The organism is Arthrobacter sp. AZCC_0090, from assembly GCF_014207375.1.
Lineage (GTDB): Bacteria > Actinomycetota > Actinomycetes > Actinomycetales > Micrococcaceae > Arthrobacter.
Map to the genome: position 1 here is coordinate 56,819 of NZ_JACHEE010000017.1, position 26,275 is coordinate 83,093.

Annotated in this window: 21 protein-coding genes, 1 tRNA gene and 1 riboswitch; of the genes, 19 read left to right on the forward strand and 3 right to left on the reverse strand. The window is 63.5% G+C overall.

What is annotated here, in order from left to right:
* Nucleotides 1-127: 127 nt before the first annotated feature.
* Nucleotides 128-886, forward strand: coding sequence for an SDR family oxidoreductase (locus HNP00_RS21115; protein WP_184741672.1), 759 nt, complete (start codon nucleotides 128-130; stop codon nucleotides 884-886).
* On the opposite strand, the gene HNP00_RS21120 is transcribed toward HNP00_RS21115, so the two are convergent.
* Nucleotides 883-1,902, reverse strand: coding sequence for an endonuclease/exonuclease/phosphatase family protein (locus HNP00_RS21120; RefSeq protein ID WP_184741673.1), 1,020 nt, complete (start codon nucleotides 1,900-1,902; stop codon nucleotides 883-885). The genes HNP00_RS21115 and HNP00_RS21120 overlap by 4 nt on opposite strands.
* Before the next feature lie 352 nt (nucleotides 1,903-2,254).
* On the opposite strand from HNP00_RS21120, the gene ileS reads away from it, so the two are divergent.
* The 4 genes from ileS to ndk are packed head-to-tail and all read left to right on the forward strand — an operon-like array spanning nucleotide 2,255 to nucleotide 7,892.
* Nucleotides 2,255-5,599: an isoleucine--tRNA ligase gene (gene ileS, locus HNP00_RS21125; RefSeq protein ID WP_184741674.1), complete on the forward strand. Its 3,345-nt coding sequence runs from the start codon at nucleotides 2,255-2,257 to the stop codon at nucleotides 5,597-5,599.
* 3 nt (nucleotides 5,600-5,602) lie between these two features.
* Nucleotides 5,603-6,964 carry a folylpolyglutamate synthase/dihydrofolate synthase family protein gene (locus HNP00_RS21130; protein WP_184741675.1) on the forward strand — a complete coding sequence of 454 codons (1,362 nt, stop codon included), beginning with the start codon at nucleotides 5,603-5,605 and terminating at the stop codon, nucleotides 6,962-6,964.
* A gap of 2 nt (nucleotides 6,965-6,966) precedes the next feature.
* The gene (locus HNP00_RS21135; protein WP_184741676.1) at nucleotides 6,967-7,419 is read left to right on the forward strand and encodes a DUF4233 domain-containing protein; all 453 of its coding nucleotides are present in this window, start codon (nucleotides 6,967-6,969) and stop codon (nucleotides 7,417-7,419) included.
* Between the two features lie 53 nt (nucleotides 7,420-7,472).
* Nucleotides 7,473-7,892 carry a nucleoside-diphosphate kinase gene (gene ndk / locus HNP00_RS21140; protein ID WP_184741677.1) on the forward strand — a complete coding sequence of 140 codons (420 nt, stop codon included), beginning with the start codon at nucleotides 7,473-7,475 and terminating at the stop codon, nucleotides 7,890-7,892.
* A 76-nt stretch (nucleotides 7,893-7,968) separates the two neighbouring features.
* On the opposite strand, the gene HNP00_RS21145 is transcribed toward ndk, so the two are convergent.
* Nucleotides 7,969-8,682, reverse strand: a complete 714-nt coding sequence (locus HNP00_RS21145; protein WP_184741678.1) for a vitamin K epoxide reductase family protein — start codon at nucleotides 8,680-8,682, stop codon at nucleotides 7,969-7,971.
* A gap of 467 nt (nucleotides 8,683-9,149) precedes the next feature.
* Here HNP00_RS21145 and HNP00_RS21150 point away from each other — a divergent pair, with 467 nt between their 5' ends.
* From HNP00_RS21150 to HNP00_RS21205, 12 genes are all read left to right on the forward strand, one after another.
* Nucleotides 9,150-12,299, forward strand: coding sequence for an Rne/Rng family ribonuclease (locus tag HNP00_RS21150; protein WP_184741679.1), 3,150 nt, complete (start codon nucleotides 9,150-9,152; stop codon nucleotides 12,297-12,299).
* A 160-nt stretch (nucleotides 12,300-12,459) separates the two neighbouring features.
* Nucleotides 12,460-12,556, forward strand: a riboswitch (TPP riboswitch).
* Nucleotides 12,548-14,068: a bifunctional hydroxymethylpyrimidine kinase/phosphomethylpyrimidine kinase gene (locus tag HNP00_RS21155; RefSeq protein ID WP_184741680.1), complete on the forward strand. Its 1,521-nt coding sequence runs from the start codon at nucleotides 12,548-12,550 to the stop codon at nucleotides 14,066-14,068. It overlaps the preceding riboswitch by 9 nt.
* Nucleotides 14,069-14,487: 419 nt before the next feature.
* Nucleotides 14,488-14,796, forward strand: a complete 309-nt coding sequence (gene rplU, locus HNP00_RS21160) for a 50S ribosomal protein L21 (RefSeq protein WP_028267456.1) — start codon at nucleotides 14,488-14,490, stop codon at nucleotides 14,794-14,796.
* A 60-nt stretch (nucleotides 14,797-14,856) separates the two neighbouring features.
* A complete protein-coding gene (gene rpmA / locus HNP00_RS21165; protein ID WP_003803426.1) occupies nucleotides 14,857-15,120 on the forward strand; it encodes a 50S ribosomal protein L27 in 264 nt (87 codons plus the stop codon).
* Between the two features lie 156 nt (nucleotides 15,121-15,276).
* On the forward strand, nucleotides 15,277-16,866 hold the full coding sequence (gene obgE, locus HNP00_RS21170) for a GTPase ObgE (protein WP_184741681.1): 1,590 nt from the start codon (nucleotides 15,277-15,279) through the stop codon (nucleotides 16,864-16,866).
* On the forward strand, nucleotides 16,856-18,046 hold the full coding sequence (gene proB, locus HNP00_RS21175; RefSeq protein WP_184741682.1) for a glutamate 5-kinase: 1,191 nt from the start codon (nucleotides 16,856-16,858) through the stop codon (nucleotides 18,044-18,046). Before obgE ends, proB begins: the two co-directional genes overlap by 11 nt.
* Nucleotides 18,043-19,413, forward strand: coding sequence for a glutamate-5-semialdehyde dehydrogenase (locus HNP00_RS21180; RefSeq protein ID WP_184741683.1), 1,371 nt, complete (start codon nucleotides 18,043-18,045; stop codon nucleotides 19,411-19,413). Before proB ends, HNP00_RS21180 begins: the two co-directional genes overlap by 4 nt.
* A gap of 79 nt (nucleotides 19,414-19,492) precedes the next feature.
* On the forward strand, nucleotides 19,493-19,732 hold the full coding sequence (locus tag HNP00_RS21185; protein ID WP_184741684.1) for a hypothetical protein: 240 nt from the start codon (nucleotides 19,493-19,495) through the stop codon (nucleotides 19,730-19,732).
* A 46-nt stretch (nucleotides 19,733-19,778) separates the two neighbouring features.
* Nucleotides 19,779-20,408, forward strand: coding sequence for a nicotinate-nucleotide adenylyltransferase (gene nadD / locus HNP00_RS21190; protein WP_260405103.1), 630 nt, complete (start codon nucleotides 19,779-19,781; stop codon nucleotides 20,406-20,408).
* Between the two features lie 7 nt (nucleotides 20,409-20,415).
* Entirely contained in the window at nucleotides 20,416-21,618 is a 1,203-nt protein-coding gene (locus tag HNP00_RS21195; protein WP_184741686.1) for a hypothetical protein, read from the forward strand.
* A gap of 63 nt (nucleotides 21,619-21,681) precedes the next feature.
* Nucleotides 21,682-22,080: a ribosome silencing factor gene (rsfS, locus tag HNP00_RS21200; RefSeq protein ID WP_059389355.1), complete on the forward strand. Its 399-nt coding sequence runs from the start codon at nucleotides 21,682-21,684 to the stop codon at nucleotides 22,078-22,080.
* Between the two features lie 142 nt (nucleotides 22,081-22,222).
* Nucleotides 22,223-22,295, forward strand: a tRNA-Ala gene (locus HNP00_RS21205).
* Between the two features lie 206 nt (nucleotides 22,296-22,501).
* On the opposite strand, the gene HNP00_RS21210 is transcribed toward HNP00_RS21205, so the two are convergent.
* On the reverse strand, nucleotides 22,502-22,714 hold the full coding sequence (locus HNP00_RS21210) for a hypothetical protein (RefSeq protein ID WP_184741687.1): 213 nt from the start codon (nucleotides 22,712-22,714) through the stop codon (nucleotides 22,502-22,504).
* Nucleotides 22,715-23,048: 334 nt separating this feature from the next.
* On the opposite strand from HNP00_RS21210, the gene HNP00_RS21215 reads away from it, so the two are divergent.
* Together HNP00_RS21215 and glgP are read left to right on the forward strand one after the other, a co-directional pair.
* Nucleotides 23,049-24,065, forward strand: coding sequence for a LacI family DNA-binding transcriptional regulator (locus HNP00_RS21215; RefSeq protein WP_184741688.1), 1,017 nt, complete (start codon nucleotides 23,049-23,051; stop codon nucleotides 24,063-24,065).
* A 633-nt stretch (nucleotides 24,066-24,698) separates the two neighbouring features.
* Nucleotides 24,699-26,275: alpha-glucan family phosphorylase (gene glgP, locus HNP00_RS21220; protein WP_184741689.1), on the forward strand; the 1,577-nt coding region annotated here is incomplete at its 3' end.

Sequence of the window (26,275 nt, forward strand, 5' to 3'; positions counted from 1 at the left end):
CTTTTCGCGGGCCTACGACCGGGCGTTACCCGAGACAAAAGTTGCGCGGCGGCACCGAGAACCCGCGCAGGCTTCTGGCTGGCTTGGCCGCGCGATTTCTCCCGGCGAACCACGTTAGGGTGGTGCCATGACTGAGGAAGCACAGACGAAGACTGCAGTAGTGACCGGCGCCAGCACGGGAATCGGCGAAGCCACGGTGCGGGCCCTCGCTGCAGACGGATGGAGGGTGTTCGCCGTCGCCCGCCGTGCGGAACGGCTCGAAGCGCTCGGCACCGAGACCGGCGCTGTGCCTTTCGCAGCGGATATCACCAAGGACGACGACGTCGCCGCCTTGCTCTCTGCCGTCAGCGAAGCGGGGGGCGCTGACACCCTCATCAACATTGCGGGCGGCGCACGGGGCGCGGATACCGTGGCCAATGCGCAGAGCGAAGACTGGGACTGGATGTACCAAGTCAACGTGCTCGGCACCCTGAAGCTGACCCGCGCGTTTCTTCCGATGCTGCGGGCCAACGGCGAGGGCACCGTTCTGAACCTGACGTCGACCGCCGGCTTCACCGCCTACGAAGGTGGCGGCGGCTACAACGCGGCCAAGTTTGCCCAGCACGCAATGACCGGTGCCCTGCGCCTTGAGGAAGCCGAGAACAACATCCGCGTGATCGAGGTGGCACCCGGTCTCGTCCGTACGGAGGAATTTGCACTCAACCGCCTCGGGGATGCTACTGCTGCGGCCAAGGTGTACGCCGGAGTCGAGAAGCCGCTCACGCCTGAGGACGTCGCCGACGTTGTCAAATACGCGGTCTCAGTGCCGCACCACATCAACCTGGACGAGATCATCGTCCGCCCTGTGGCGCAGGCTGCTACCCACAAGTTGATCCGCAAGGGCTAGGTTGCTGCCGGGATCCCCAAGGTTGCGAGGATGGCCGCGTGGTCTGTTCCGGGGACGCGGTGAACAGCGTATGCGCTGCTGCTGATCTGCGCGGTGGTGACCATATGGTCGAGCACGATCCCTGGTAGTTTGCTCCCCTTCACAGGCCAGGTGGGCACGAAGCGACCCCCGGAAGCAATACCGACGTCCACCAGCTTTTGACCGTCGGGGCCTCCGTCCACAAGTCGCCGGAACTCCATGTGATCGTACGTGGCGTTGAAGTCGCCGATGAGCAACTGATTGCCCGGCCGGGCAGCCATGCGCCCCACCGCGGCGAGATCACGTCGCCACTGGGCGATGCGGATGTCCACCGGCGGCAGCGCGTGGACATTGGTCACGTCCAGTACAGCCGTGGCGTCCCCGGATGTGATGGTTACCCGGACCGTGGGCATCTGGAAGGGCGAATCGGGCACCATCCCCAGCGACTGCAGGGGATGCGAGGAGTATATGGCGCTGCCGGCCGCATCGTCCGTGGGATCGCTGATCCTGTTGGGTAACAGCTCAGCCAATCCTGCGGCCGCGAGTCCGTCTTGGAGTCCCTGTGAATGTTCTTGGACGCTCAACAGCGAGATTCCGTTCTCTTTGACTAAGCGCACGATTTCGTCAGGATCCGCCCCGCCAAACTCCGAATTGATGTTCATGGCTTTCAGTTCCAGCAGCCGGAGACCGGCGCTGGGTGTATAGCGACCGCCGTCGAGCGGAAACAGCCAGAACAGCTGCACGGCCAGCAGGGACGCCGTCGTCGCAACCATCCAGGCGCGCCGACAGATCAGGCCAAGCAGAGCCGCAAGCACGGCCGGGATCACGAGCCACGGTGTGAAAGACAGCAACTGGACTATCGGCAACGGCCATTCGAGCGGCACCGCGCGAAACACCGACAGCACAGCCACAGGCAGCGCCGCCACGCCCGCCAGAACCGCCAAGGCGTGCCGTCGACCAGACCGCGAGGCAGCTTGGGGGTGATCAGGGACAGTCATGTGCCCGAGTCTAAGTGGGTGTGGACAACCGCCGCATGCGCGGGGCGAGTTCAAGTAGAGCTCGCGGCGCCGCTGCCGCTAGACTTGTGACACAAGCTTCGACCCGGCAATCACCGGTGAGCTTCCGGAAGAACGCCCCCGCCACCATGGGGATCAGTAGAACCGGACGGGTAAGCCCGTCACAGCAGCAATGAGCGGCCGACGCCGGAACAGCTCCTCTTCAAAGGGGCCGCGCCAGCGTTGGTAAGTGAGGTGGTACCGCGGTACCGGCACTGTTGGAAACAACGGGCTGGCGCCGTCCTCGCATCCTGAATGAAACTTTGTGTTCACCGGCTCAACCCAGGATGAAGAGATGACGTATTACCCCAAGGCCTCCGCAACGCTGTCCAGCACAGCTCCGTCCGGCACCGCAACGGGGGTGTCCGCCTCCGTGAAGTTCCCGGAGATCGAAGAGCGCATCCTCAAGTACTGGGATGAAGACGGCACCTTCCAAGCCAGCATCGACCAGCGCAGCGCCGATGCTCCCGGCGGGCACCCTGGCAGCAACGAGTTCGTCTTCTACGACGGTCCTCCCTTCGCCAACGGCTTGCCCCACTACGGCCACCTCCTGACCGGCTACGCCAAGGATCTCGTGGGCCGTTACCAGACCCAACGCGGAAAGCGCGTCGAACGACGCTTCGGCTGGGATACGCACGGCCTGCCCGCTGAGCTGGAAGCCATGAAGCAGCTGGGCATGACGGACAAGACCCAGATCGAAGCCATGGGCATCGACAAGTTCAATGACGCGTGCCGCGCCTCCGTCATGAAGTACGCGGACGAGTGGAAGAGCTACGTCACGCGCCAGGCCCGCTGGGTGGACTTCGACAACGACTACAAGACCCTCAACGTCGAGTACATGGAGTCGGTCCTCTGGGCCTTCAAGCAGCTCCACGAGAAGGGCCTCACCTACAACGGTTACCGCGTCCTCCCGTACTGCTGGAAGGACGAGACCCCGCTGTCCAACCATGAGCTGCGCATGGACGACGATGTCTACAAGAACCGCCAGGACCAGACCGTCACCGTGACCTTTCCCATCAAGGCGGGGGAGTCGGAGCTCTCCAAGTCCCTTGAGGGCGTGCAGGCGCTCGCCTGGACCACCACCCCGTGGACGCTGCCCACCAACTTGGCGCTCGCCGTCGGGCCTGACATCTCCTACGCAGTGGTTCCGGCCGGTCCGAACGGCATCAAAGCCGCTTCCGCAGAGGCTCCGGTGACGGGCAGCTTCCTGCTGGCTGCCGATCTGCTCGGCACCTACGCCAAGGATCTCGGGTACGACGACGTAGCTGCCGCCAGCACCGCTATCACGGCCAGCTACACGGGCTCCCAGTTGGCGGGCCTCGAGTACGAGCCGCTCTGGGACTACTTCTCCGACACCGAGAAGTACGGCACGCAGAACGGTTGGCGCTTCCTCGTGGCGGACTACGTCACCACCACGGACGGTACGGGCATCGTCCACCAGGCCCCGGCCTACGGTGAAGACGACCAGAAAGTCTGCGAAGATGCGGGTATCCCCGTGGTGCTCTCCGTTGACGAAGGCGCCAAGTTCCTCCACCTGTTCGCACACGGACCCCTTGCCGAAATCTCCGGATTGCAGGTCTTCGACGCCAACAAGCCGATCACGCAGGCACTCCGCTCCGGCGGCCGTTTGGTCCGTCAGGCCAGCTACGAGCACAGCTACCCGCACTGCTGGCGCTGCCGCAACCCCTTGATCTACCGTGCCGTGTCCTCCTGGTACGTGGAGGTCACCAAGTTCAAGGACCGGATGTCCGAACTGAACCAGGAGATCAACTGGATCCCGGGCAACGTCAAGGACGGACAGTTCGGCAAGTGGTTGGCCAACGCCCGCGACTGGTCCATCAGCCGCAACCGTTACTGGGGCTCGCCCATCCCGGTGTGGCAGTCGGACGATCCCGAATACCCGCGCACCGACGTTTACGGCTCGCTCGCCGAGATGGAAGCCGATTTCGGCCGCCTGCCGATGAACAACGACGGACAGGTTGACTTGCACCGCCCGTTCATCGACGAATTGACGCGGCCTAACCCGGACGATCCGCGCTCTCCTGAAGAGGGCCAGTCCACCATGCGCCGTGTCGAGGACGTCCTGGACGTCTGGTTCGATTCCGGTTCCATGCCGTACGGCCAGGTGCACTACCCGTTCCAGAACGAAGAATGGTTCGACACCCACAACCCTGCCGACTTCATCGTCGAGTACATCGGGCAGACGCGCGGCTGGTTCTACATGCTGCACATCCTGTCCACGGCGTTGTTTGACCGCCCTGCCTTCCGCAACGTGATCAGCCACGGCATCGTCCTGGGCTCTGATGGACAGAAGATGTCCAAGAGCCTGCGCAACTACCCGGACGTCTCCGAGGTCCTGGACCGTGACGGCTCCGATGCCATGCGCTGGTTCCTGATGTCCAGCCCCATCCTTCGCGGCGGCAACCTCGTGGTCACCGAGCAGGGAATCCGCGACGGCGTCCGCCAGGTCATCCTGCCGCTCTGGAACGTGTACAGCTTCTTCACGCTGTACACGAACGCCTCGAACGGTGGCCAGGGCTATGACGCCAAGCTGCGCTATGACGGCTACACGGACACCCTGGACCAGTACCTCCTGGCTAACACCGGGGATCTCGTCCGCAACATCACTTCCAGCCTGGACGACTACGACATTTCCGGAGCCTGCGATGAACTTCGCAGCTATTTGGACATGCTCACCAACTGGTACGTGCGCCGTAGCCGGCAGCGCTTCTTCGACGAGAACGCCGACGCTTTCGACGCCCTCTACACGGCGCTCGAGGCCGTTTGCCGTGTCTCTGCATCGCTGCTGCCCCTGGTTTCCGAGGAGATCTGGCGCGGACTGACCGGCGGGCGCTCCGTGCACTTGGCTGATTGGCCCGAGGCTTCGCTGTTCCCGGCAAACCCGGGTCTCGTGGAGGCCATGGACCGCGTCCAGCAGATCTGCTCCGCGGGTTCCAGCCTGCGCAAGGCCGCCAACCTTCGCGTTCGCCTGCCTTTGCAGGAGCTTACGGTAGTGGCACCCGGTGCGGACGCTCTGGAAGGCTTCGCCGCCGTCGTCGCGGATGAACTGAACCTGCGTTCTGTCCGGCTCCTGGACGCCGCCACGGCGTCACCGGAGGAATTCGGCATCGAGCAGAAACTCGTGGTCAACGCCCGCGCGGCGGGCCCGCGCCTGGGTAAGAACGTCCAGCAGGCCATCAAGGGTTCCAAGTCCGGCGACTGGTCAGTGCAAACAATTGACGGCGTTGCGGGAGTCGTTGTTTCCGGTGGACTCGAACTGGAACCGCAGGAGTACACCCTGGAGACCGTGGTCGCGGAGTCGGCTGACGGATCCTCGGCGGCTGCAGCTGTCCTCCCCGGCGGTGGCTTCGTGGTCCTGAACACCGAGGTCACCCCGGAACTTGCTGCCGAAGGCCTGGCGCGCGACATGGTCCGTGCCATCCAGCAGGCCCGCAAGGACGCCGGACTCAACGTCAGCGACCGCATCCACACCACGGTCCTGGCTGTCCACGACGTTGTTGACGCCCTCCGCGCCAATGAAGACCTGGTCAAGACCGAAACCCTGTCCCTCAAGCTCGACCCCGTCGTCTCCGGCGATGCCGTCGAGCCGCAGATCACCGTTACAAAGATCGAGGCCTAGTACATGAGCGATGAATTCTCCGTAGAAAGCGTCTACGCCGAACTCCTGGGCCGCGCCCCGGAAAACAAGATGGAGCCGAGGCTCGCGCCCCTGTACCGTGCGATGGACGTGCTGGGGGAGCCCAACAAGGCGTTCCCGATCATTCACATCACGGGAACGAACGGCAAGACATCGACCGCCCGCATGATCGAGGCAGGGCTTCGCGCCCACGGCTTGAGCACCGGCCGCTACACGAGCCCGCACCTGTCGAAAGTCACCGAGCGCATCAGCATCGACGGCGAGCCCGTGTCGGATGAGACCTTCGTCCGGATCTGGGACGAGATCCGGCCTTACCTCGAGATCGTGGACAAGGAACTCGAAGACGAAGACCAGCCCAGGCTTACTTACTTCGAGTGCCTGACTATCCTGGGCTTTGCGATTTTCGCTGACCAGCCCGTCAATGTCGCCGTGATCGAAGTGGGCCTCGGAGGCATCACCGATGCCACCAACGTTGGCGACGGCCAGGTTTCCGTGGTGACGCCGATTTCGCTCGACCACACCGATCTTCTCGGTGATACCACCGAGGACATCGCGCACGAGAAGGCCGGAATCATCAAGCCTGGCGGATTCCTGATCAGCGCCGCGCAGCCCGTGGACGCCGCGCAGGTGCTCCTGGAGAAGGCGCGCGAAGTAGGGGTGCCGTTCCGCTTCGAGGGCGTCGAATTTGGAGTGGAATCTCGCAGCGTGGCCGTCGGTGGCCAAGTGCTGACCATCCAGGGCCTCGCCGGCCGTTACGAAGACCTGCTGTTGCCCTTGCACGGCGCCCACCAGGCCGAGAATGCCGCCGTCGCCGTCGCGGCGCTGGAAGCGTTCCTCGGCGGCGGCGAGAAGGAGCTCGACGGCGATGTCCTCCGCGAGGCGTTTGGCAGCGTCACGTCGCCCGGGCGTCTAGAGGTGGTGCGCACCGCTCCCACAATTATTGTGGACGCCGCGCACAACCCGGACGGCATCCGCGTCTCCGCCGAGGCGATCGAGGAGGCCTTCAGCTTCAGCAAGCTGGTGGTGGTCCTTGGGGTCCTGAAGGAAAAGGACGCGGAGGAAATCCTGCGTCAGCTCAAGGAATCCCTGGGTGGACTCGCGGAGGAATTCTGCTTCACCCAGTCCAACTCGCCCCGGGCCATCCCGGCCGCGCAACTGGCCGATCTCGCCGTCGACCTCGGCTTTGGCGCGGACAGCGTCCACATAGCCGAGAAGCTCGATGACGCGATCGAATGGGCTGTGGAACGCGCTGAAGCCAACGATGACCTGGCCGGCGGGGTACTTGTCACCGGTTCCATCACCGTAGTGGCCGAAGCCCGCATGCTCCTTGGGAAGGCAGGTTCCTGACCATGGCCAAACTCACCAAAGCCCAGCGTGAATGGCGCCCGGGGATGCCCAAGAAGCGCCGCTCCACGAAGGTGATGTTCGCTTCGACTGTGCTGCTCCTGGAAGCTTTCGTCGCGTTCTTCGCCACCTTGGCGGTCTTCGGCCTGAAACGGGGCGAAGTCTCGCCGGCGCTGATCCTGACCTTTGGCATTACTCTGAGCGTGGTGCTGATCCTGGCCTGTGCTGTCCTCAGCAAGCCGTGGGGAGTCGGCGTTGGTTGGGCATTGCAGCTGGTCCTTGTCCTTACTGGATTCGCCGAGCCCACGATGTTCGTTGTGGGGATCTTGTTTGCGGCGTGCTGGTGGTATGGCATCCGCGCCGGAATGAGGATTGACCGCGACAACGCCAAGCGCGATCGCGAGCAAGCCGAGTGGAACGCTTCGCACGGGGAAGACGCCACGGGTCAGTCCGTGTGAGCCAAACCCCGTAAACTGGCTGGGAAACCCACACACTCAACATTGGAGCAACCGTGAGCATTGAGCGCACCCTTGTACTGATCAAGCCCGACGGCGTCGCCCGCAACTTGAGCGGCAGCATCCTCGCCCGCATCGAGTCCAAGGGATACTCCTTGGCCGAATTGAAGAAGGTCAACGCCACCCGTGAACTGCTTGAGCAGCACTACGAAGAGCACCTCGGCAAGCCGTTCTACGAGCCGCTGGTTGAGTTCATGCTCAGCGGCCCGGTTGTCGCTGCCATCTTCGAGGGTCACCGCGTGATCGAAGGCTTCCGTTCCCTTGCCGGAACTACGGACCCGACGACGGCGGCGCCCGGCACCATTCGTGGCGACTTCGGCCGCGACTGGGGCTTGGCTGTGCAGCAGAACCTGGTGCACGGTTCCGACTCGGTGGATTCCGCCGAGCGTGAGATCAAGATCTGGTTCGGCGCGTAGTTACACGCCAATGCCAGAAGGGGCCCATGTTCACGTGAAGAGTTCACGTGAACATGGGCCCCTTCTGCTGTAGACCTCAGTAACCCGATGTGCCGATGAACACGTTGATGAAGGCAAAGAAGATGCTCGCGATCACCGCAACGTAGAGCAGGGCGGAAATGATCCATCCGGATTCGCCCAGGATCTTTGCCAGGCGGGCGGGCGCCGGAATGACTCCGTGCACCACGTTCCTGATGGTCACGAACACGAAAAGCGGGATCATGCACGCCCACACCACCATGCAGAACGGGCACAGCACGTGAATGACATACAAAGCCTGCGACCATAGCCAGACGATGAAGATGAAGCCCAGCGTCACGCCGGTCTGAAGCCCGATCCAGTACCATCGGGCGAACCTGGCCCCGGCAAAGATCGCCATGGCTGTGGTGATGATCACGGCAAAGGCCACGATGCCGATGAACATGTTAGGGAAGCCGAAGACCGAACTCTGCGGTGTCTTCATGACGCTGCCGCAGGACACCCACGGATTGACGTCGCAGACCGTTGCATGGTTCGGGTCGATGAGGACCTGCAGTTTCTCGAGGACGAGTGCACCGGATGCCAGCCAGGCTATGGCACCGGTGACAAGCAGCAACCACGCAAAGGGCCGGTCGCGGACCATGCGCGGCATTGCCGCGTCGGCGGTGTTTTCCCGATCGGGGATTTTTCCTGTATTGTCCTTCCGGGCTTTCTCCTGCCGGAGGGAGCGGGGATCGTTATTGGCCAGGTTCGGGCTGGCGGGGCTCGGCATGGTTAGCGGTCCTTATCTGGAAGGCCCGGCCCTGGGCCGGGGATGCTCTTGGGAGGATTCTAGCCTCGGTGGCTGAATGCGGCGTCCAGCGGGTCACGGCGCGGAAGCTTTCGCGAGGTGATTCCTGCCGGCAGCGCGGGCGTGTGAGAGAATGAACATGGCCGGAAGCCGATCCACATGCGGAATCCGGTCCGGTATCTTGTTCGCAAGACCGCCATCCACGTGCAGGGCATGCCCAGGATCCGTTGATCTCCGGTAGGCCCGCGGTGGCAATGGACGGCACCTGGTTGTGGCACTAGAACAACGGGTTTGGAACAAGACCGGCTTTCCGTGAATGCCGCACCCCCAAGCTGGTGCGAACCGGAAAGACCACTACTGACTTCTGTCAACGCCTGCGGGTTTTGACAATATTTGCCCCTCTGGGCGCCGGATGTGGCGGTTGCGCAAGGGCAGGAGTGTCACCACATATGGATAACGAGCAAGTTGTAGCCGCCGCCGAAGATGCGGCGTCCGCCGAGACCGCTGAAGCACCCAAGAAGGTCACGCGCACCCGCCGTAAGGCCGCCCCTCAGGCGGTCGCCGCAGAGGAAACCCCCGACGCCGGAGCTGCCGCATCCGCTGCGGAGCCCCTCCCCGAAGTAGCAGCCGCCGAGTCGCCCACGGCTCCTGTTCGGCGTAGCCGGGCACGCAAGAAGGTCGAGGCTCCCGAGCCGTTGCCAGGATTCGCTGAAGAATCTCCCACCGAGGGTAGCGGGACAGTAGAGGCTGCCGCCGTCGTGGAACCCGAAATTGCCGCAGAAACTGAAGCGGCCCCGGAAAAGCCGGTTCGCCGTCGTCGTACCGTGAAGGCAAAGACCGCCGAGCCCGCTGCCGAAGAAGCCGAAGTTGAAGCGCCGGCCGCCGAAGAACTAGCCGCTGAGATTGCGGCCGTCGAAGAGGCCGCCGAAGAGCCAGCCATCGAAGAGCCGGCCGTCGAAACCGCAACTCCAAGCCCGGTCGCCTCACTGTTCCTGGAACCTGCCTCCATCACGTCGATGATTTTCCAGGCACCGGACCTGAGCACTGTGGCACGGCCGGTCGTCGTCGAAGAGGAAGCTAAATCCGGCGTTGAGGAAGCTGCCGAGGATGGCGAACTCGACGAAGCCGGCAGCCGCCGTCGCCGTCGTAGCCGCGGGCGCCGCGGGCGTCGCGGCACCGACCGCGACGATGCCGCCGGAGAAGAAGCTTCCGCGGAATCCGAAGACGAGGCAGAAGCCGGTACCGAGGAAGCCCTTGAGGAAGGCGTGACTTCCCGCCGCCGCCGGCGCCGTCGTCGTGGCGACCAGGATCTGGAATTGACGGGCGGCGGAGACGACGATCCCCCCAACACGGTGACACGTGTCCGAGCTCCCCGCGCACACGTGGAGTCGAGCACCAGCTCTGACCGCGTTACCAGTGTCAAGGGTTCCACGCGCCTTGAGGCCAAGAAGCAGCGCCGCCGCGAGTCCCGCGAGACCGGCCGGCGCCGCCAGGTCATCACCGAGGCCGAGTTCCTTGCTCGCCGTGAGTCGGTTGATCGCCAGATGATTGTTCGTCAGCGCGACGACAGGATCCAGATCGGCGTGCTGGAAGACGGCGTGCTCGCAGAGCATTTCGTGTCCAAGACGCAGCAGGATTCGCTGATCGGCAACGTCTACCTGGGCAAGGTCCAGAATGTACTGCCGTCGATGGAAGCCGCATTCGTCGACATCGGACGCGGCCGCAACGCCGTGCTGTACGCCGGTGAAGTCAATTGGGATGCCGTCACTTTGGAAGGCAAGCCGCGCCGCATTGAGAACGCCTTGAAATCGGGCGATTCCGTGTTGGTGCAGGTCACCAAAGACCCGGTGGGCCACAAGGGTGCGCGCCTGACGAGCCAGATTTCGCTCCCGGGCCGTTACCTCGTGTACGTGCCGGGTGGTTCCATGACCGGCATCTCCCGCAAGCTCCCCGACGTCGAGCGCAACCGGCTGAAGCGGATCCTCAAGGATCGCCTCCCGGACAACGCGGGCGTTATTGTCCGGACCGCGGCCGAGGGTGCTTCCGAGGAGGAGCTGACGCACGATATCAACCGCCTGCGTGCCCAGTGGGAAGGGATCGAAAGCCAGTCCACCTCCACCAAGATCCTCGCGCCGGAACTGTTGTACGGCGAACCGGACCTCACCATCAAGGTTGTGCGTGACGTCTTCAACGAGGACTTCTCCAAGCTCATCGTCTCCGGCGACGAAGCCTGGGACACCATCGAGGCTTACGTCACCTATGTAGCGCCGGATCTGGTGGGCCGCCTGGAAAAGTGGACCTCCGATCAGGACATCTTCTCGGCATGGCGTGTGGACGAGCAGATTCACAAGGCGTTGGATCGCAAGGTCTTCCTGCCCTCCGGTGGTTCGCTCGTGATCGACCGTACCGAGGCCATGACGGTTGTTGACGTCAATACCGGGAAGTTCACCGGCAGCGGCGGTAACCTCGAGGAGACCGTCACCAAGAACAACCTTGAGGCTGCCGAAGAAGTGGTCCGCCAGCTGCGTTTGCGTGACATCGGCGGAATCATCGTCATCGACTTCATCGACATGGTCCTCGAATCCAACCGCGATCTCGTGTTGCGCCGCTTGGTCGAGTGCCTTGGCCGGGACCGTACCAAGCACCAGGTTGCCGAAGTGACCTCTCTTGGCCTGGTCCAGATGACCCGCAAGCGCATGGGCACTGGCCTGCTTGAGGTCTTCGGCGAGCAGTGCGAAACGTGTGCGGGACGCGGAATCGTCACCCACGACGAGCCGGTGGAGCACCGTCGGGCCAACGTTGTGGCCGCCGAGCATCACCACCCGCGTACCGAATCACAGCCGGCCACCCGCCCGGAGCAGCGCAAGCGCCGCCGTGGCAGGGGCGCGGGGCAAGGGACCACTGAGCTCCCGATCACCCCTCCTGTGCCGGTCCACACCGTGGAATCCACTGATCCAAGCCGCCAGGCAGCCACCCGCGCAGCACTTGCCACCATCGCGGCCGCGGCCCACGCCGCCCACTTGCACGACGACGAGCTCCACCACGCCGCGGAATCGTTGGCAGGCACCCCCGAGGCCGGAGTTACCCCCGCGGCCGAGGCAGCTCCCGTTCAGGCTCCCGTGATCGCAGCTGTCGCCAAGGAGGCCTCCGGTTCAGTTACTGAGGAGCGCTCTAAGCCGGTGCTGCGGTTCGGCGGCGAAGAGGTCGCGTTGCCCTTCGTTCACCACGAAGAGCCGGCGAACGGGGCGCCTGCCATGAGCCTGGATCTGTTGGCACAGGCGTTTGCTGGCCTCGGCGAGGCTCCTCATACCGAGGCGAAGGCGACGGGAACCCAGGAATCTCCGGCAGGGCTGTCCGCCGGGGAAGCCGGGGAATCCCCGGAGTCCGGAACGCGCGGGCGCCGTGGCCGGCGCAACCGTAGTGCCAGCCGGGCACAGGGTGCGGCCAACGCCACCAACGTGGAGCACCACGAGGTCGCCGCGGCTGCCTCGGGTGGAACTGCGCACGAGGCTAAGGCGCCAGCCGCTGCCCCAGCCAAAACGACTACGGCAGCTGAGCCGATCATCCTCGGTGTCGGCGTCCCCAAGTCCGAGCTCTAGAAACAGTCCCTGTCCGAAGCCCCGGCACCTTCCACTCCTGTGGAAGGTGCCGGGGCTTCGGCGTTCCCGGGCCGCTGAAGCCTCCGGTCCAGTAATCGATTTCGGCAGACATTATGACCGGTCCATTTCACTAGTTCAGGAGTGATCGGGGTTAAGCTAGGGGACTGACACGGGGTGCCGCGCACCAAGCCGGCTGAGACCAGACCCGTTGAACCTGTCCGGTTAGCACCGGCGAAGGGATGTCTCGCATGACTGTTCCAGCGCATTCAGCTGTCTACCCGCTCAAAACCGTCCGCCGCGCCGTTCCCAGGGTCCTCAGCATTGCCGGTTCCGATCCTTCGGGCGGTGCCGGGATCCAAGCCGATCTGAAGAGCATCGCAGCGAACGGCGGCTACGGCATGGCGGTCATCACGGCGCTCACGGTACAGAACACGCAGGGAGTCACTGCCGTTCACGTGCCTCCCGTGGAGTTCCTACGCCAGCAGCTGGACGCCATCAGCGAGGACATCGCTGTCGACGCCGTCAAAATCGGCATGCTCGGCGACGCCGCGGTCATCGACGAGGTCCGCCGCTGGCTCGGCGAGGTTCGCCCCGCCATCGTGGTTTTGGACCCGGTGATGATTGCCACGAGCGGCGACCGGCTCTTGGCGGAGTCAGCTGAAACCGCGTTGCGGGAACTCCTGCCCCTCGCTGACTTGATTACCCCCAACCTTCCCGAATTGGCCATGCTGCTCAGCGAACCTGAGGCCACTGACTGGGCATCGGCGCTGGAGCAGGGCAAGCGCTTGGCCGCAGCCTGCGGAAACACCGTTTTGGTGAAGGGCGGCCATCTGCAGGGAACCAGCTGCCCGGACGCGCTGGTCAACACCGGAGGACTCCTCAGCCAGGACGTAGTGGAATTTGCCGGCCCCAGGGTGGAGACCCGCAACAGCCATGGCACAGGGTGTTCGTTGTCCTCAGCGATGGCGACGGCCAAGGCGCGGCTTGGCGATTGGGAGTCGGCCCTGCACGTTGTGAAGCCCTGGCTCCAGGAGGCGCTGACCCAGTCCGGAGTGCTGGAAGTGGGGAACGGCAACGGGCCGATCCACCACTTCCATGCCCACCAGAACGCCCTCCAGCCGGGTGCTTTCGCCGCCAGGATGTGGGACGCCGCCCAGACGGAGCTCGAGGCCATCTATCGCCTGGCCTTCATCCGGGACCTGCAGTCCGGCGCGCTCGGCGAAGGGCAATTTACCTATTACTTGGCCCAGGATGCCATCTATCTCAACGGCTACTCCCGCGTCCTGGCCCGAGCAAGCGCCCTGGCCCCGAGCGAAACAGAACAGTTGTTCTGGGCTCGCGGCGCGCAGATGTGCCTTGAAGTCGAGTCTGAATTGCACCGGAACTGGCTCAGCGGACGTCAGGCCAGCGGAGTACAGGGACCCGTCACCAAAGCCTATGTGGACCACTTGCTGGCGGCATCGGCGTCGGGCAGCTATGCCGTGTTGCTGGCCGCTGTCCTGCCCTGCTACTGGTTGTACGCCGAGGTGGGACAGCAACTCCATCATGGCTATCTTCAGGCGGAAGCCCCGGCTGAGCACCCTTACGCGGACTGGCTGCGCACCTATGCCGACGAGGCGTTTGCCGAGGCTACCCGCAAAGCGATCGACATCACGGATGCCGCTGCGCAGGCGGCTTCCCCTGGGGAGAGGGCTGCGATGATGGAAGCATTCTCCCAGTCTTGCCGCTACGAAACAGCATTCTTCGATGCTCCAAGGCTGCACGGCTGAGCTTGGTTCCTGTTGCGGAAGGACGGGACGAAGGACTGTTCCGGCGGGCGCTGCAGCGTGTCGGAGTGAGGATCCGAGCTTTTCCCGGCCGGCAGGGTAAGGTGGACGGGCACGGTACCGGATGGCGGCATAGCCAGTCTGTGGCAGCCATCACGTGGCAGCCTCCGGACCTGGCCTCATTTGCAGCCGAAGGCGAAACTAGCGTAATCTAGATCTTCGGTGCTTACGCCAACACTTGGGTTATGCCCCTAGAAACCGTTCATTTGGAACTGACCTTTCATTTGGAACTGTTCGAGGGATGACTCATGGATTCCGTACCGGAGTCCACGGCGTTGAGGCACAGCGTGAACCAGGCCCGTTTCGGATCGGGGTTCCGCACGCAAATTTAGTAATAAACGTCGAGAGAAGTGAGTGCCCAAGTGGTGTACGCGATTGTCCGCGCAGGCGGCCGCCAAGAAAAGGTTTCCGTTGGAGACTACGTAACCCTGAACCGCGTCCCCGGTGGAGCCGGCAGCACCCTTGAGCTGCCCGCACTGCTCCTGGTGGACGGTGACAAGGTCACGTCCGCCGCTGCGGACCTGGCCAAGGTCAAGGTTACGGCTGAGATCCTCGAAGACCTCCGTGGTCCGAAGATCGTCATCCAGAAGTTCAAGAACAAGACCGGCTACAAGAAGCGCCAGGGTCACCGTCAAGAACTGACCAAGATCAAGATCACCGGTATCAAGTAACCACTGGTTGCTGTTCAGGTTTTCAACAGATTCCCCAGAATTTAAAGGCAGGCATTTCAAATGGCACATAAAAAAGGCGCGAGCTCCACTCGCAACGGTCGTGACTCCAACGCCCAGTACCTTGGCGTAAAGCGCTTCGGTGGCCAGGTCGTTTCCGCAGGCGAGATCATCGTCCGCCAGCGTGGCACCCACTTCCACCCGGGCGCCGGTGTCGGCCGCGGTGGCGACGACACCCTGTTCGCACTGCAGGCCGGTGCGGTTGAGTTCGGTACTCGCCGTGGCCGTCGCGTCGTGAACATCGTTGCTGCTGCAGCTGCAGAGTAATAACAAGTTCTGATTGGGTGGAGCGGGCCGTATGGCCCGCTCCATCTGTCTTTTTAACCGCACTAGAATTTACTAGGGCGCGCGTCGGCCTGTCGGCCGGCAGGCATTGCAGCGGTAATTCCACAAAGCAATAAATTTCACACAGAGGAGAAACACGTGGCGACCTTCGTAGACCGGGTAGTACTTCACGTATCCGGCGGAACAGGCGGCCACGGCTGTGTCTCTGTTAAGCGCGAGAAATTCAAGCCCCTCGGCGGTCCCGACGGCGGCAACGGCGGCAACGGCGGCGACGTCATCCTGCGCGTTGACTCCCAGACCACCACGCTGCTTGACTACCACCACGCACCTCACCGCCACGCGACCAACGGCGGCCCGGGCATGGGTGACTGGCGCGGCGGCAAGAACGGTGAAACCCTTGTGCTTCCAGTCCCTGACGGCACCGTGGTCAAGACCAAGGACGGCGTGGTCTTGGCTGACCTCGTAGGCGAAGGCACCGAGTTCGTCGCAGCTGCAGGCGGGCAAGGCGGCCTAGGCAATGCCTCCCTTTCTTCGCAGAAGCGCCGCGCTCCCGGGTTCGCGCTCCTGGGCATCGAAGGCGACTCCAGCGACATCGTCCTTGAACTGAAGTCCATTGCGGATATCGCGCTGGTCGGCTTCCCTTCGGCAGGAAAGTCCAGCCTCATCGCGGCGATGTCCGCGGCGCGTCCCAAGATCGCCGACTACCCGTTCACTACCCTGATCCCCAACCTTGGCGTAGTCCAGGCCGGCGACGTCCGATTCACCATTGCCGATGTTCCCGGACTGATTGAAGGCGCGAGCGAGGGCAAAGGCCTGGGCCACAACTTCCTGCGCCACGTGGAGCGTTGTGCCGCCCTGGTGCACGTCCTGGACTGTGGAACCTTGGAATCGGATAGGGACCCCCTCTCGGATCTCGCGATCATCGAGCAGGAGCTGGACAAATACGCGGTGGACATGAGCTATGCCGGCGTCGACGGCGAAGTGGTCCCCCTGAACGAACGCCCCAAGCTCGTGGTGCTGAACAAAGTCGACTTGCCCGATGGGCGGGACATGGCGGAGTTCGTCCGTCCGGAGCTTGAAGGGCGCGGTTACCGCGTCTTCGAAGTGTCCGCCACGAGCCATGAGGGCCTGCGCCAACTGAGCTTCGCCATGGGCGAGATTGTCATGGCTGCCCGCAAGGCCGTTGCCATTGCGCCCCCCAAGGTGGCAGCGCCTGTGCTCCGCCCCAGGGCCGTCAATGAAACCGGCTTCACAATCCGTCGCGAGGAAAAGAACCTCGAACCGCTCTTCCGCGTGCTGGGGGAGAAGCCGGTCCGCTGGGTCAAACAGACCGACTTCACCAACGAAGAAGCCATTGGCTATCTTGCCGACCGCCTGGCCAAGCTCGGCATCGAAAACGAGTTGTTCAAGATGGGTGCCGTTCCGGGTGACACCGTCGTGATCGGCGAAGAGGACGGCGTTGTCTTCGACTGGGAGCCCACCATGATGGCAGGCGCCGAACTCCTGGCGACCCCTCGAGGCACGGACATCCGTGTTGCGGACATCGGCGACCGTCCCACCCGCTCGCAGAAGCGCGATGAGCAGATCGAACGCCGCGAGGCAAAGGCTGCGGCGCGGGCCGAGCTCGAAGCCGAGCGGAAGGCGGGCATCTGGACTGAGTCCGTCAGCCGCCGTCGTGCAGCCCAGCCCCTGAAGGAAAGCGGCCTGGAAGCCGAAAATGACGATTAGTACGGCCCGCGTCACTGACGCGACTGAAGACGCCGACGCCGCCGAGCGCCAGGCCTTGGCCGCAGCCAAGCGGATCGTGGTCAAAGTGGGTTCATCCTCGCTGACCAGCATCAAGGGTGGCATCTCGGAGAAGGCGCTGACGGCCCTCGTCCACGCTTTGGCCGAGAAGCGCAACTCCGGGACGGAGATCATCCTGGTTTCTTCCGGTGCCATTGCGGCAGGTCTCGCGCCGCTCGGACTGGCCAAGCGTCCCAAGGACCTCGCCACGCAGCAGGCCGCGGCCAGCGTGGGTCAAGGCCTGTTGATGGCGCGCTACTCGCAGGCTTTTGCCGCGCATGGAGTCACAGTCAGCCAGGTCTTACTGACTGCGGATGACTTGATGCGGCGCACGCAGCACAGCAACGCCTACCGGGCGCTGGACCGCTTGCTGAACCTCGGCGTCGTGCCCGTCGTGAACGAAAACGACACCGTGGCAACGCATGAAATCCGTTTCGGCGACAATGACCGGCTGGCCGCCTTGGTGGCGCATCTCGTGCGGGCGGACGCCCTGGTCCTGCTGTCCGACGTCGACGCCCTCTACGACGGTCCGCCGTCGTTGGGTGCCAAACGCATTCCGCTCGTCACCGGTCCAGAGGACCTCGTTGGCGTGACCATCGGCAAGGCCGGCAAAGCCGGCGTCGGTACGGGTGGCATGACCACCAAAGTGGAGGCAGCTTCCATCGCGGCAGGCTCCGGCATCCACGCCCTGGTGACGTCCACAGCGAATGCTGCCGCAGCCCTCGCGGGCGAGGACGTGGGCACGTGGTTTGCCATCAACGGCAACCGCAAACCCGTCCGCCTCTTGTGGTTGGCCCACCTTGCGTCCGTTCGGGGCCGTTTGGTGCTCGACGACGGCGCCGTAAAGGCCGTGTGCGACCGTCACACTTCACTGCTGCCCGCCGGGATTTCCTCGGTAACCGGGGATTTCGAACCGGGCGATCCGGTAGAGATGGTTTCGGCCGAGGGCACCGTGATTGCCAGGGGACTGGTGAACTACTCGTCGGAGGAGCTTCCCCGCATGCTTGGCCGCTCCACCAAGGAGCTTGCCAAGGACCTTGGCCGCGGATATGACCGCGTAGTTGTTCATGTTGACGACCTCGTGCTGGTCCAGCCGTCCCGCTCCACTAAACTTGGAGAATGACTGAGGCCCTAACCCCTGATTCTCCCGTGAAAACCGACGCCCCGACTTCCGGCAATGCCGCCCAGGTGCCGGAAACTCCGGAGCTGGGAACCGTGCCGCTCACCCCCGAGCAAGTGGAAGCGGCCGTGCATTCGATTGCGGACCGCTCACGGCAAGCCGCACGGCACATGGGCCAGGCGAACCGTGCCTGGAAGGACCGCGCGCTGCGCGCCATTGGCGTTGCCCTCAAGGAACAGCAGGAGTCAATCCTCGCTGCCAACGCCAAGGATGTTGAGTCAGGGCGCAGCAACGGAACCTCGGCTGCCTTGCTGGACCGATTGACTCTGACCCCTGCGCGAATCGACGGCCTTGTTGCCGCCCTCGAAAACCTGGCAGGCTTGCCGGATCCCGTGGGCAACGTCGTCCGCGGCCAGACTCTCCCCAACGGGCTGCGCTTGCGCCAGATCAATGTGCCCATGGGGGTCGTGGCAGCGATTTACGAGGCCCGCCCCAACGTTACCGTTGACATCGCTGGACTTGCCCTGAAGAGCGGCAACGCTGTGATCCTGCGCGGCGGATCGGCGGCGGGCCACACCAACGCGGCCCTCGTGACCATCCTCCGCGACGCGCTGGAATCCGTTGGGCTGCCGGCCGACGCCGTGCAGACCGTTGACCAGTTCGGCCGCGAGGGCGCCAACGTGCTCATGCGTGCCCGTGGCCGGGTAGACGTGTTGATTCCGCGCGGCGGGCGCGAGCTGATCCAGACCGTGGTGAACAACTCGTCCGTTCCGGTTATCGAGACCGGCGAAGGCAATGTCCATATCTTCATCGACGAGTCTGCCAGCGAAGACATGGCGGTCGATATCCTTCTCAACGCCAAGACCCAGCGCCCCAGCGTCTGCAACACCGTGGAGACGCTCTTGGTGCACTCGAAATCGACTGTGCTGCCCGCCGTCGCGGTCGCGCTGCGTTCGGCTGGCGTCACCCTCCATGTCGATTCCCGCATTCAAGGAGCACTGTCCGGCGCGGTGGACACGGTTCCCGCCGACGACCTCGATTGGGCTACGGAATACATGGACCTCGACCTCGCGGTTGCCATGGTGGATAGCCTCGACGACGCAGTGGCCCACATCCGCAAGTGGTCCACGGGCCACACGGAAGCCATCCTGACGAACAACTTGGCCAACGCGGAGAAATTCATCGCGGATATCGACTCGGCGGCTGTCATCGTGAACGCGTCCACGCGTTTCACTGACGGCGGCGAGCTCGGCTTGGGTGCCGAGGTGGGAATTTCCACGCAGAAACTGCATGCTCGCGGTCCCATGGGCCTCACTGAACTAACAACCACCAAGTGGATCGTCCAGGGTGAAGGCCAGATCCGCGGCTAACAACGCTGTAACATAGAACAGAAGTCGTGAACGGTGGGAGGATCCGCCGTCGAAATCCTTTGAACCGCTAGGGGAGAAAATGCAGTTTCAGCAGATCGCCATTTCCATTCTCGCTCAAGGGGGCGAAACCGGGCATGAGGCACCTGCGCCGCTGTGGGCTGAACCGTGGGTTTTCGGTGTGTCCATGTTCAGCATCCTGCTGGTCCTGATGTTTGTGGCAGTCTCCTACACCAACCTCGGCAACCGTCACGACGCCGTCGACGAGCACTCGGATCCGCACCGCCAGCACCCGGCCAAGCACCCAGGGCTGGGTCACTAACATTTCCGCCGCAAAACCCTTCGAGGAAACGGGGCGCCGACTTCGCCTGGGCGTGATGGGTGGGACATTCGATCCCATTCATCACGGCCACTTGGTTGCTGCCAGCGAGGTTGCTGCAAAATTTCGGCTGGACGAAGTGGTCTTCGTGCCGACCGGACAGCCGTGGCAGAAGTCGAACAAGCAGGTCAGCGAACCTGAGCACCGATACTTGATGACAGTCATTGCTACGGCTTCCAACCCCAATTTCACGGTAAGCCGCGTGGACGTGGACCGCCCCGGTCCCACGTTCACTATCGACACCCTGCGCGACCTCCGGACCCAGCGGCCGGATGCCGATCTGTTTTTCATCACGGGTGCGGACGCCTTGGCGCAGATCCTGTCCTGGAAGGATGTCGACGAGCTTTGGTCCTTGGCGCACTTTGTGGGTGTCACCAGGCCCGGCCATGTTCTTGATGGCATGGGCCGGGAGGACGTCAGTCTCCTGGAAGTGCCTGCCATGGCGATTTCCTCAACGGATTGCCGAGCGCGTGTGGGTGCAGGAAATCCCGTTTGGTACCTCGTGCCTGACGGCGTGGTGCAGTACATCGCTAAATACAGGCTGTACTCTGGCAAACCCGGCATGGGGGAGCCCCTGCATGCTATGACCGGATCAGACCACCAAGCCCGTACTGAGTGAGTTTTGAATGAGCCAGGAACAGCCCCCCATCCGTAGCCGGCGCGACCTTCGGCGAGCCCGGGACGCACGTCTCGAAGAAACCGGCGGAAGCCCTGAAGCAGCGGAGCACGCATCTTCCGACGACGCCAATCACGTGCCCAGGGGCGCTTCGGTCAGTCGGGTGCGCCGTGTGGCCGATACTCCGGTGGACGCGAAGCCGGCCGCGGAACGTTCATCCCAGGCCCGTGCGCGTGATCGCGCCGCCCTCCGCGCCATCAAGGAACTCGCGGACAAGGAGCAGCAACTTTCCCGGGGCGGTCCACCTACACGCCGTCAGTTGCGCCTGCAGCAGTTGCAGGAGGAAGTTGCCCCCGGCACCTCCTCGATCCCGATTGTCGCTGTACCCGGATCCGGGCCCAGGACGTCCAGCATCCCAGCCCAGGCTTCCGGCGGCGGTGTCCGGGTGACGGCAGGTCCCCCTCCTGGCGCCCCGGAAATGAGTGTGGAGCAGGCCTTGATAGCGCGTGAGCTTCTGGCAGCTCAGGCGAGCAACCAGTCCAACAAGCTTGAGCACATCGCGGCAATGGAATCGGCAGTGCAGAAGGTCTCGGTCCCCGAATCTGGGGTTTCCGGGGCCGAGGTTGAGCCTGCCGATCCTCGGGCCTTGGCTGAACAAATCGCCCAGGCTGAACGCGAGGCGATCCTCAACAAGAGGGCCATGGCCAAGCAGAAGCTTGCTGAGCAGAACAGCCTTCCTCCTGCCCAGGACCGGGTTGAGCCTTCCGCGGCCAGCAACCTCGCCATGGTCACGCCCTTGGAATTCGTCAAGGTCCCGGGCCTGGATCGTCCAGTCATGAAGCCGCCCAGCACCACCTTTGTCCCTCTTGTGACTTCCCCTGCGCCGAAATTGAAGCCTGGGCAGTCGGCGTCGGGCAAACCGCGCAGCCAGCGCGGCCGGGCCGGCGTCTTGGCGCGTGCGGAGGCCGCGGCGAAAGCAGCGGGCCGGCGCCCGGCGTCGGACTCCGCATCGGGAGGCGAAGCGTCCGCCGAAGTTGCCGAGCATCCGCCCATTTCGGCCAGTTCGGCTTACGGACTTGAACCGCTCGACGCCGCGACGGCGGGACTCGGACGCGCCCAGCGTGCCAGGCTCCTGGTCCTGGGGCTCGTTGGCATCGGAGCCGTCGCCCTGATTGCGGGCATCATCATGATCACCAGCGGACTTTCCCGCTGACCACAAAGGCTTTTGCCACCAAACAGGCTTCGTTCATTCTCGAAGCCGCATACAAGGAGTCCCGTGACTGCACATGAACAATCCGTCCTCTTGGCCCGCCACGCCGCCCGCGCGGCCGCGGACAAGCTGGCCGAGGACATCATCGCCTTGGACGTCAGCGAACGTCTGGCTCTTACCGATGTCTTCCTGATCGCGTCCGCTCCGACGGAACGCCAGGTCAACGCCATTGTTGACGGCATCGAGGAAGAGCTGCTCAAGCAGGATCTTCGCCCGGTGCGCCGCGAAGGGCGTTCCGAGGGCCGCTGGGTCCTGCTGGACTACGCAGACATCGTGGTGCACGTCCAGCACTCCGAGGACAGGGTCTTCTACGCCCTGGAACGCCTGTGGAAAGACTGCCCGGTGGTGGATCTGGAACTCGGTGACGACGCCTCGGCGAAGGCTCCCGCCGTCGAGGAATCCTAGGCGCCAGGCGGCAAACCAGCCGAATATGCCCGATTTGGAATTTTCGGAAATGCTGTTCTAAGATATTTGAGTTGCTTCGGAGGAATCTGAAACTGAGCAAGGGCTTGAAGCCCCTGTACGGTTCATCGAGCAGCAAGAATATGGGGCTGTGGCGCAGCTGGTAGCGCACCTGCATGGCATGCAGGGGGTCAGGGGTTCGAGTCCCCTCAGCTCCACTTTGGAGGCCTTGCTTGAAACGTGGATGAGGTCCATGTTTCGGGCGGGCCTCAATTTTTTGGAAATTGAGAGGGCCATCCGGTTGGGTGGCTCTTTTGTTTTCTCCGCAGGCCTCAACAGAATGGATCGTTTTCGCCCAAAGTATTTCGGGTAGTGGCTACGGGCCAGAAGCCGCGGGCTTTCGCTTCGGCAGTTCTAGCGCGGGCTACTTTGCCAGGGACGAATTTGCCTTTGACCCGAAGTAGACAAGCAGTGCCGCGCCTACGAGGGCGATCGCCCCGGTGGCGTACGACCACCAACCCGCCGCGTTGACAACAAAAGTCACTCCCATGACAGCAACGGCAATGCTGGCGAGGAGCATAGCCCAACCATACGCGCGGGGCGTCGTTGTAGCGTGGGCGTCCACGTCGTCACTCATGGACATGAGTCTAGCCATGGCGGACTTCAGCTGCGCAACAAGCCGGGAGAGCCGTTCGATCGACCCAAACTCGCGTACCTCCCGGAACTCGGGTGGTAACGAGGAGGCACCTGCAGTGCCTCCGCTCGCGGCCGCGCAATCCCGGAACCGCTGCTCGCTTAGCTGTTGAGTGCATGTAACAGTGGATTCACGTTGCCTGCGTCACTCTTCCAACTGTCTTACCAACCGATTACGGTTTACTATTGGTGCGCATCGCCATCCGGCGCATTGCCGTCACTCGCGGACCCATCATCGACCAGTAGTCGAGAAAATAGGGGGACAGTCCTTGGTAACCATGGCCGATGTCGCACGGATTGCCGGCGTTTCTCGGAGTACGGTGTCCTACGCCCTCAGCGGCGTCCGGCCGATAGCTACTGAAACGCGCGATCGCATCCTGCGGGCGATGTCCGACCTTGGTTATACACCGAACCTCCTTGCGCAGGGCCTGGCTGGTAAGAGGACCGGGATCGTCTCCCTGATTTTCCCGGTGGGAGAACAAGGCATGAACGTCACGGAATTCGAGTACGTCCAAGGCGCGGCGGAACAGGCGCGCCTTGATGGATACCATCTTCTCCTGTGGCCGATGGATGCTGACGAGTTGGGCGAGATGCAGCGGATCGTGGCTCAAGGCTTGGTGGATGGAATCCTGCTTATGGAGGTCAGGTCATTCGACGAGCGGATTCCGGTCCTGCTTGACACCGGTGTTCCGTTCGTTTCGATCGGACGGCCGACAGATGACGCTGGCCTGGCATTCGTGGATGCGGATTTCGAGGCCATGGGTGATCTTGCTGTGTCGCACCTCGCCGGCCTTGGGCATACGGAAATCGGCCTCGTAACGCATTCGCAGGAGTCCCTGGACGTCGGATACGGCCCAATGGTCCGATCGTGGGATGCCGTCGCGGCCTCCGCGTCGCGTCTCGGCGTGACGGCGCGACTGTTCCCGACCGCGAGCACGCTTGCGGGCGGTCGCGACGTTTTTGAACAGATTCTGGAGACGGCTCCTGAGACAACAGGCCTCGTGATGATCAACGAAGCGGCGACTGCAGGTCTTCTGGGTGCTGCAGCCAAGAATGGTTGGCGCGTCCCCGAGCGTCTATCCCTTGTTGCGATCAACACGAGTGCCGGATCCGCGGAGCGCTTCATGCCGGCCCTGACCACGGCCTCCGCCGAGCCGAAGGCAATGGGACGCGAGGCGGCACAATTTTTATCCCGGCGCCTCAGGGGTGAAGGCACAGATGCCCTGCAATGGCTCGCTGAACCGGTGCTGACCTTGCGCGAAAGCACCACGGTGGCACGCACCACACGACAGTAAATTCCCCTGCCGTTTCCTGCGCAACCCGCCAAAACGACACATGATGACGCGCTCCGATCACACGCGATTGTGATATTTGACACGCCCTCCGGGCGCCCACTACTGTCGAGCCATCGACCCGCGTCGACAAGGCGCGTCGACGAAACGGCGATGAGATTCCTCCTGGTACAACATGGCGGATGGTCTCCGATCAGTGTTCCCAGAGACTAAGGATGTAAGTCGTGCTTGGAATCATTCGGTCCCAGTCCTGCATGTTGAAGATGCCAGTCATGGCAGGTCGCCCCGAACGGGAATTCCCAGGCTCAGCCAGCCGGTCCACCAGCAACCGCATCCCCTTATTCCTGGGCCGTAGCGGCCCGGAATAGTGCGAGGACGAAACCTGGAGACCGCGACCTGCGCCTGAACTGCAAGACCGGGGCGCCCGCGGGCCAAGGGTGCCAGCTCAAAATATGTAAGCGTTTGCCCTGCGCTGGTGGAGCCGTGGAAGCCTCCTCACCCGATGGGCACCCGATGGAGTCCAACCGCTATCCCAGCTATCCCAATTGTCACCAATGAATACAACAACCTCTTGGAGGTACACACCATGGAAACGTTCACCAAGCCGGCCCCGTCCGCGTCCGAAGGCGGCCGGAAGTGAAGGCGATCCGACGGTTCACGGTCCGGACCGTTCTGCCGGAAGCAATCGCCCCACTGGCACGATTGGCGAAAAACTTGCGTTGGTCGTGGCATTTGCCGACGCGTGAACTGTTTTCCGACCTGAACACTCAGGCATGGGAGGAGAGCAATCATGACCCCATGACCTTCCTGGGCCTGGTCAGCCGCGAGGAACTGCATGAGCTCGCAGCGGATGCCGCAGTTGTAGAGCGTGTCCAACATGCCGCTGCGGATCTTGACCGGTACCTGAGTGAGCCGCGGTGGTATCAGGGCCTGGGTCCGGAGGCTCCGGCGTGCATTGCGTATTTCTCCCCTGAGTTCGGCATCACGGAGGTGCTTCCGCAGTATTCCGGTGGCCTGGGCATCTTGGCCGGGGACCATTTGAAGGCCGCTTCGGATCTGGGCGTGCCGTTGATCGGCGTCGGGTTGCTGTACCAGGCCGGCTACTTCAAGCAGTCCCTTTCGCGGGACGCCTGGCAGCAGGAAACCTATCCGGTGCTGGACCCTGACGGGCTGCCGCTGACACTGCTGCGCGAGGAAGACGGCTCTCCTGCCCTGATCACACTTCCGCTTCCGGGCGACCGCAAGCTGCGCGCGCATATCTGGCGTGCCGACGTCGGGCGCGTGCCGCTGCTGTTGCTTGATTCGAACGTTCCGGCTAACGACGATGCTGCGCGCGGGATCACGGACCGCCTCTACGGCGGCGGCGGGGACCACCGTCTGCAGCAGGAGCTGCTGTTGGGCATGGGCGGGGTGAAGGCGTTGCGGGTTTACCAGCGCCTGACGGGCACCGCGGCCCCTGAGGTGTTCCACACCAACGAAGGGCACGCCGGTTTCCTGGGCATCGAGCGGATCCAGGAGCTGATGTCCGCCGAGGCGCCGCTGACGTGGTCCGAGGCCCTGGCCGCGGGGCGTGCGTCCACGGTGTTCACCACGCACACCCCGGTGCCGGCCGGGATCGACCGGTTCGAGGCCGTGCAGATCAGGCACTTCTTCGAAGCCGGCCTGGCACCGGACGTTCCGGTGGAGAAGGTCCTGGAACTGGGCCGGGAGAATTACGAGGGCGGCAACCCCGCGGTCTTCAACATGGCCGTCATGGGCCTGCGCCTGGCGCAGCGGGCCAACGGTGTGGCCAAGCTTCACGGCGTGGTCTCCCGCGAGATGTTCTCCGGGCTCTGGCCAGGCTTCGACCACTCCGAAATCCCCATCTCCTCCGTCACCAATGGCGTGCATGTGCCTACCTGGATTGACCCGAAGATGAGCGGGCTGGCTGCAAAGTACTTTGGCAGCACGGACGTGGATGCCACCGGCTGGGACAAGATCTATGAAGTGAATGACGCAGAGCTGTGGGCCCTCCGGCGCGAGTTGCGTTCTGCTTTGGTTGATGACGTGCGCAGGCGCTTGCGATCTTCGTGGAAGAAGCGCGGGGCGGCCGATGCCGAGCTGGGCTGGACGGACGCCGTGCTGGACCCGGACGTGCTGACGATCGGCTTCGCCCGGCGCGTGCCCACCTACAAGCGGCTCACCCTCATGCTGCGTGACCCGGCACGGCTGAA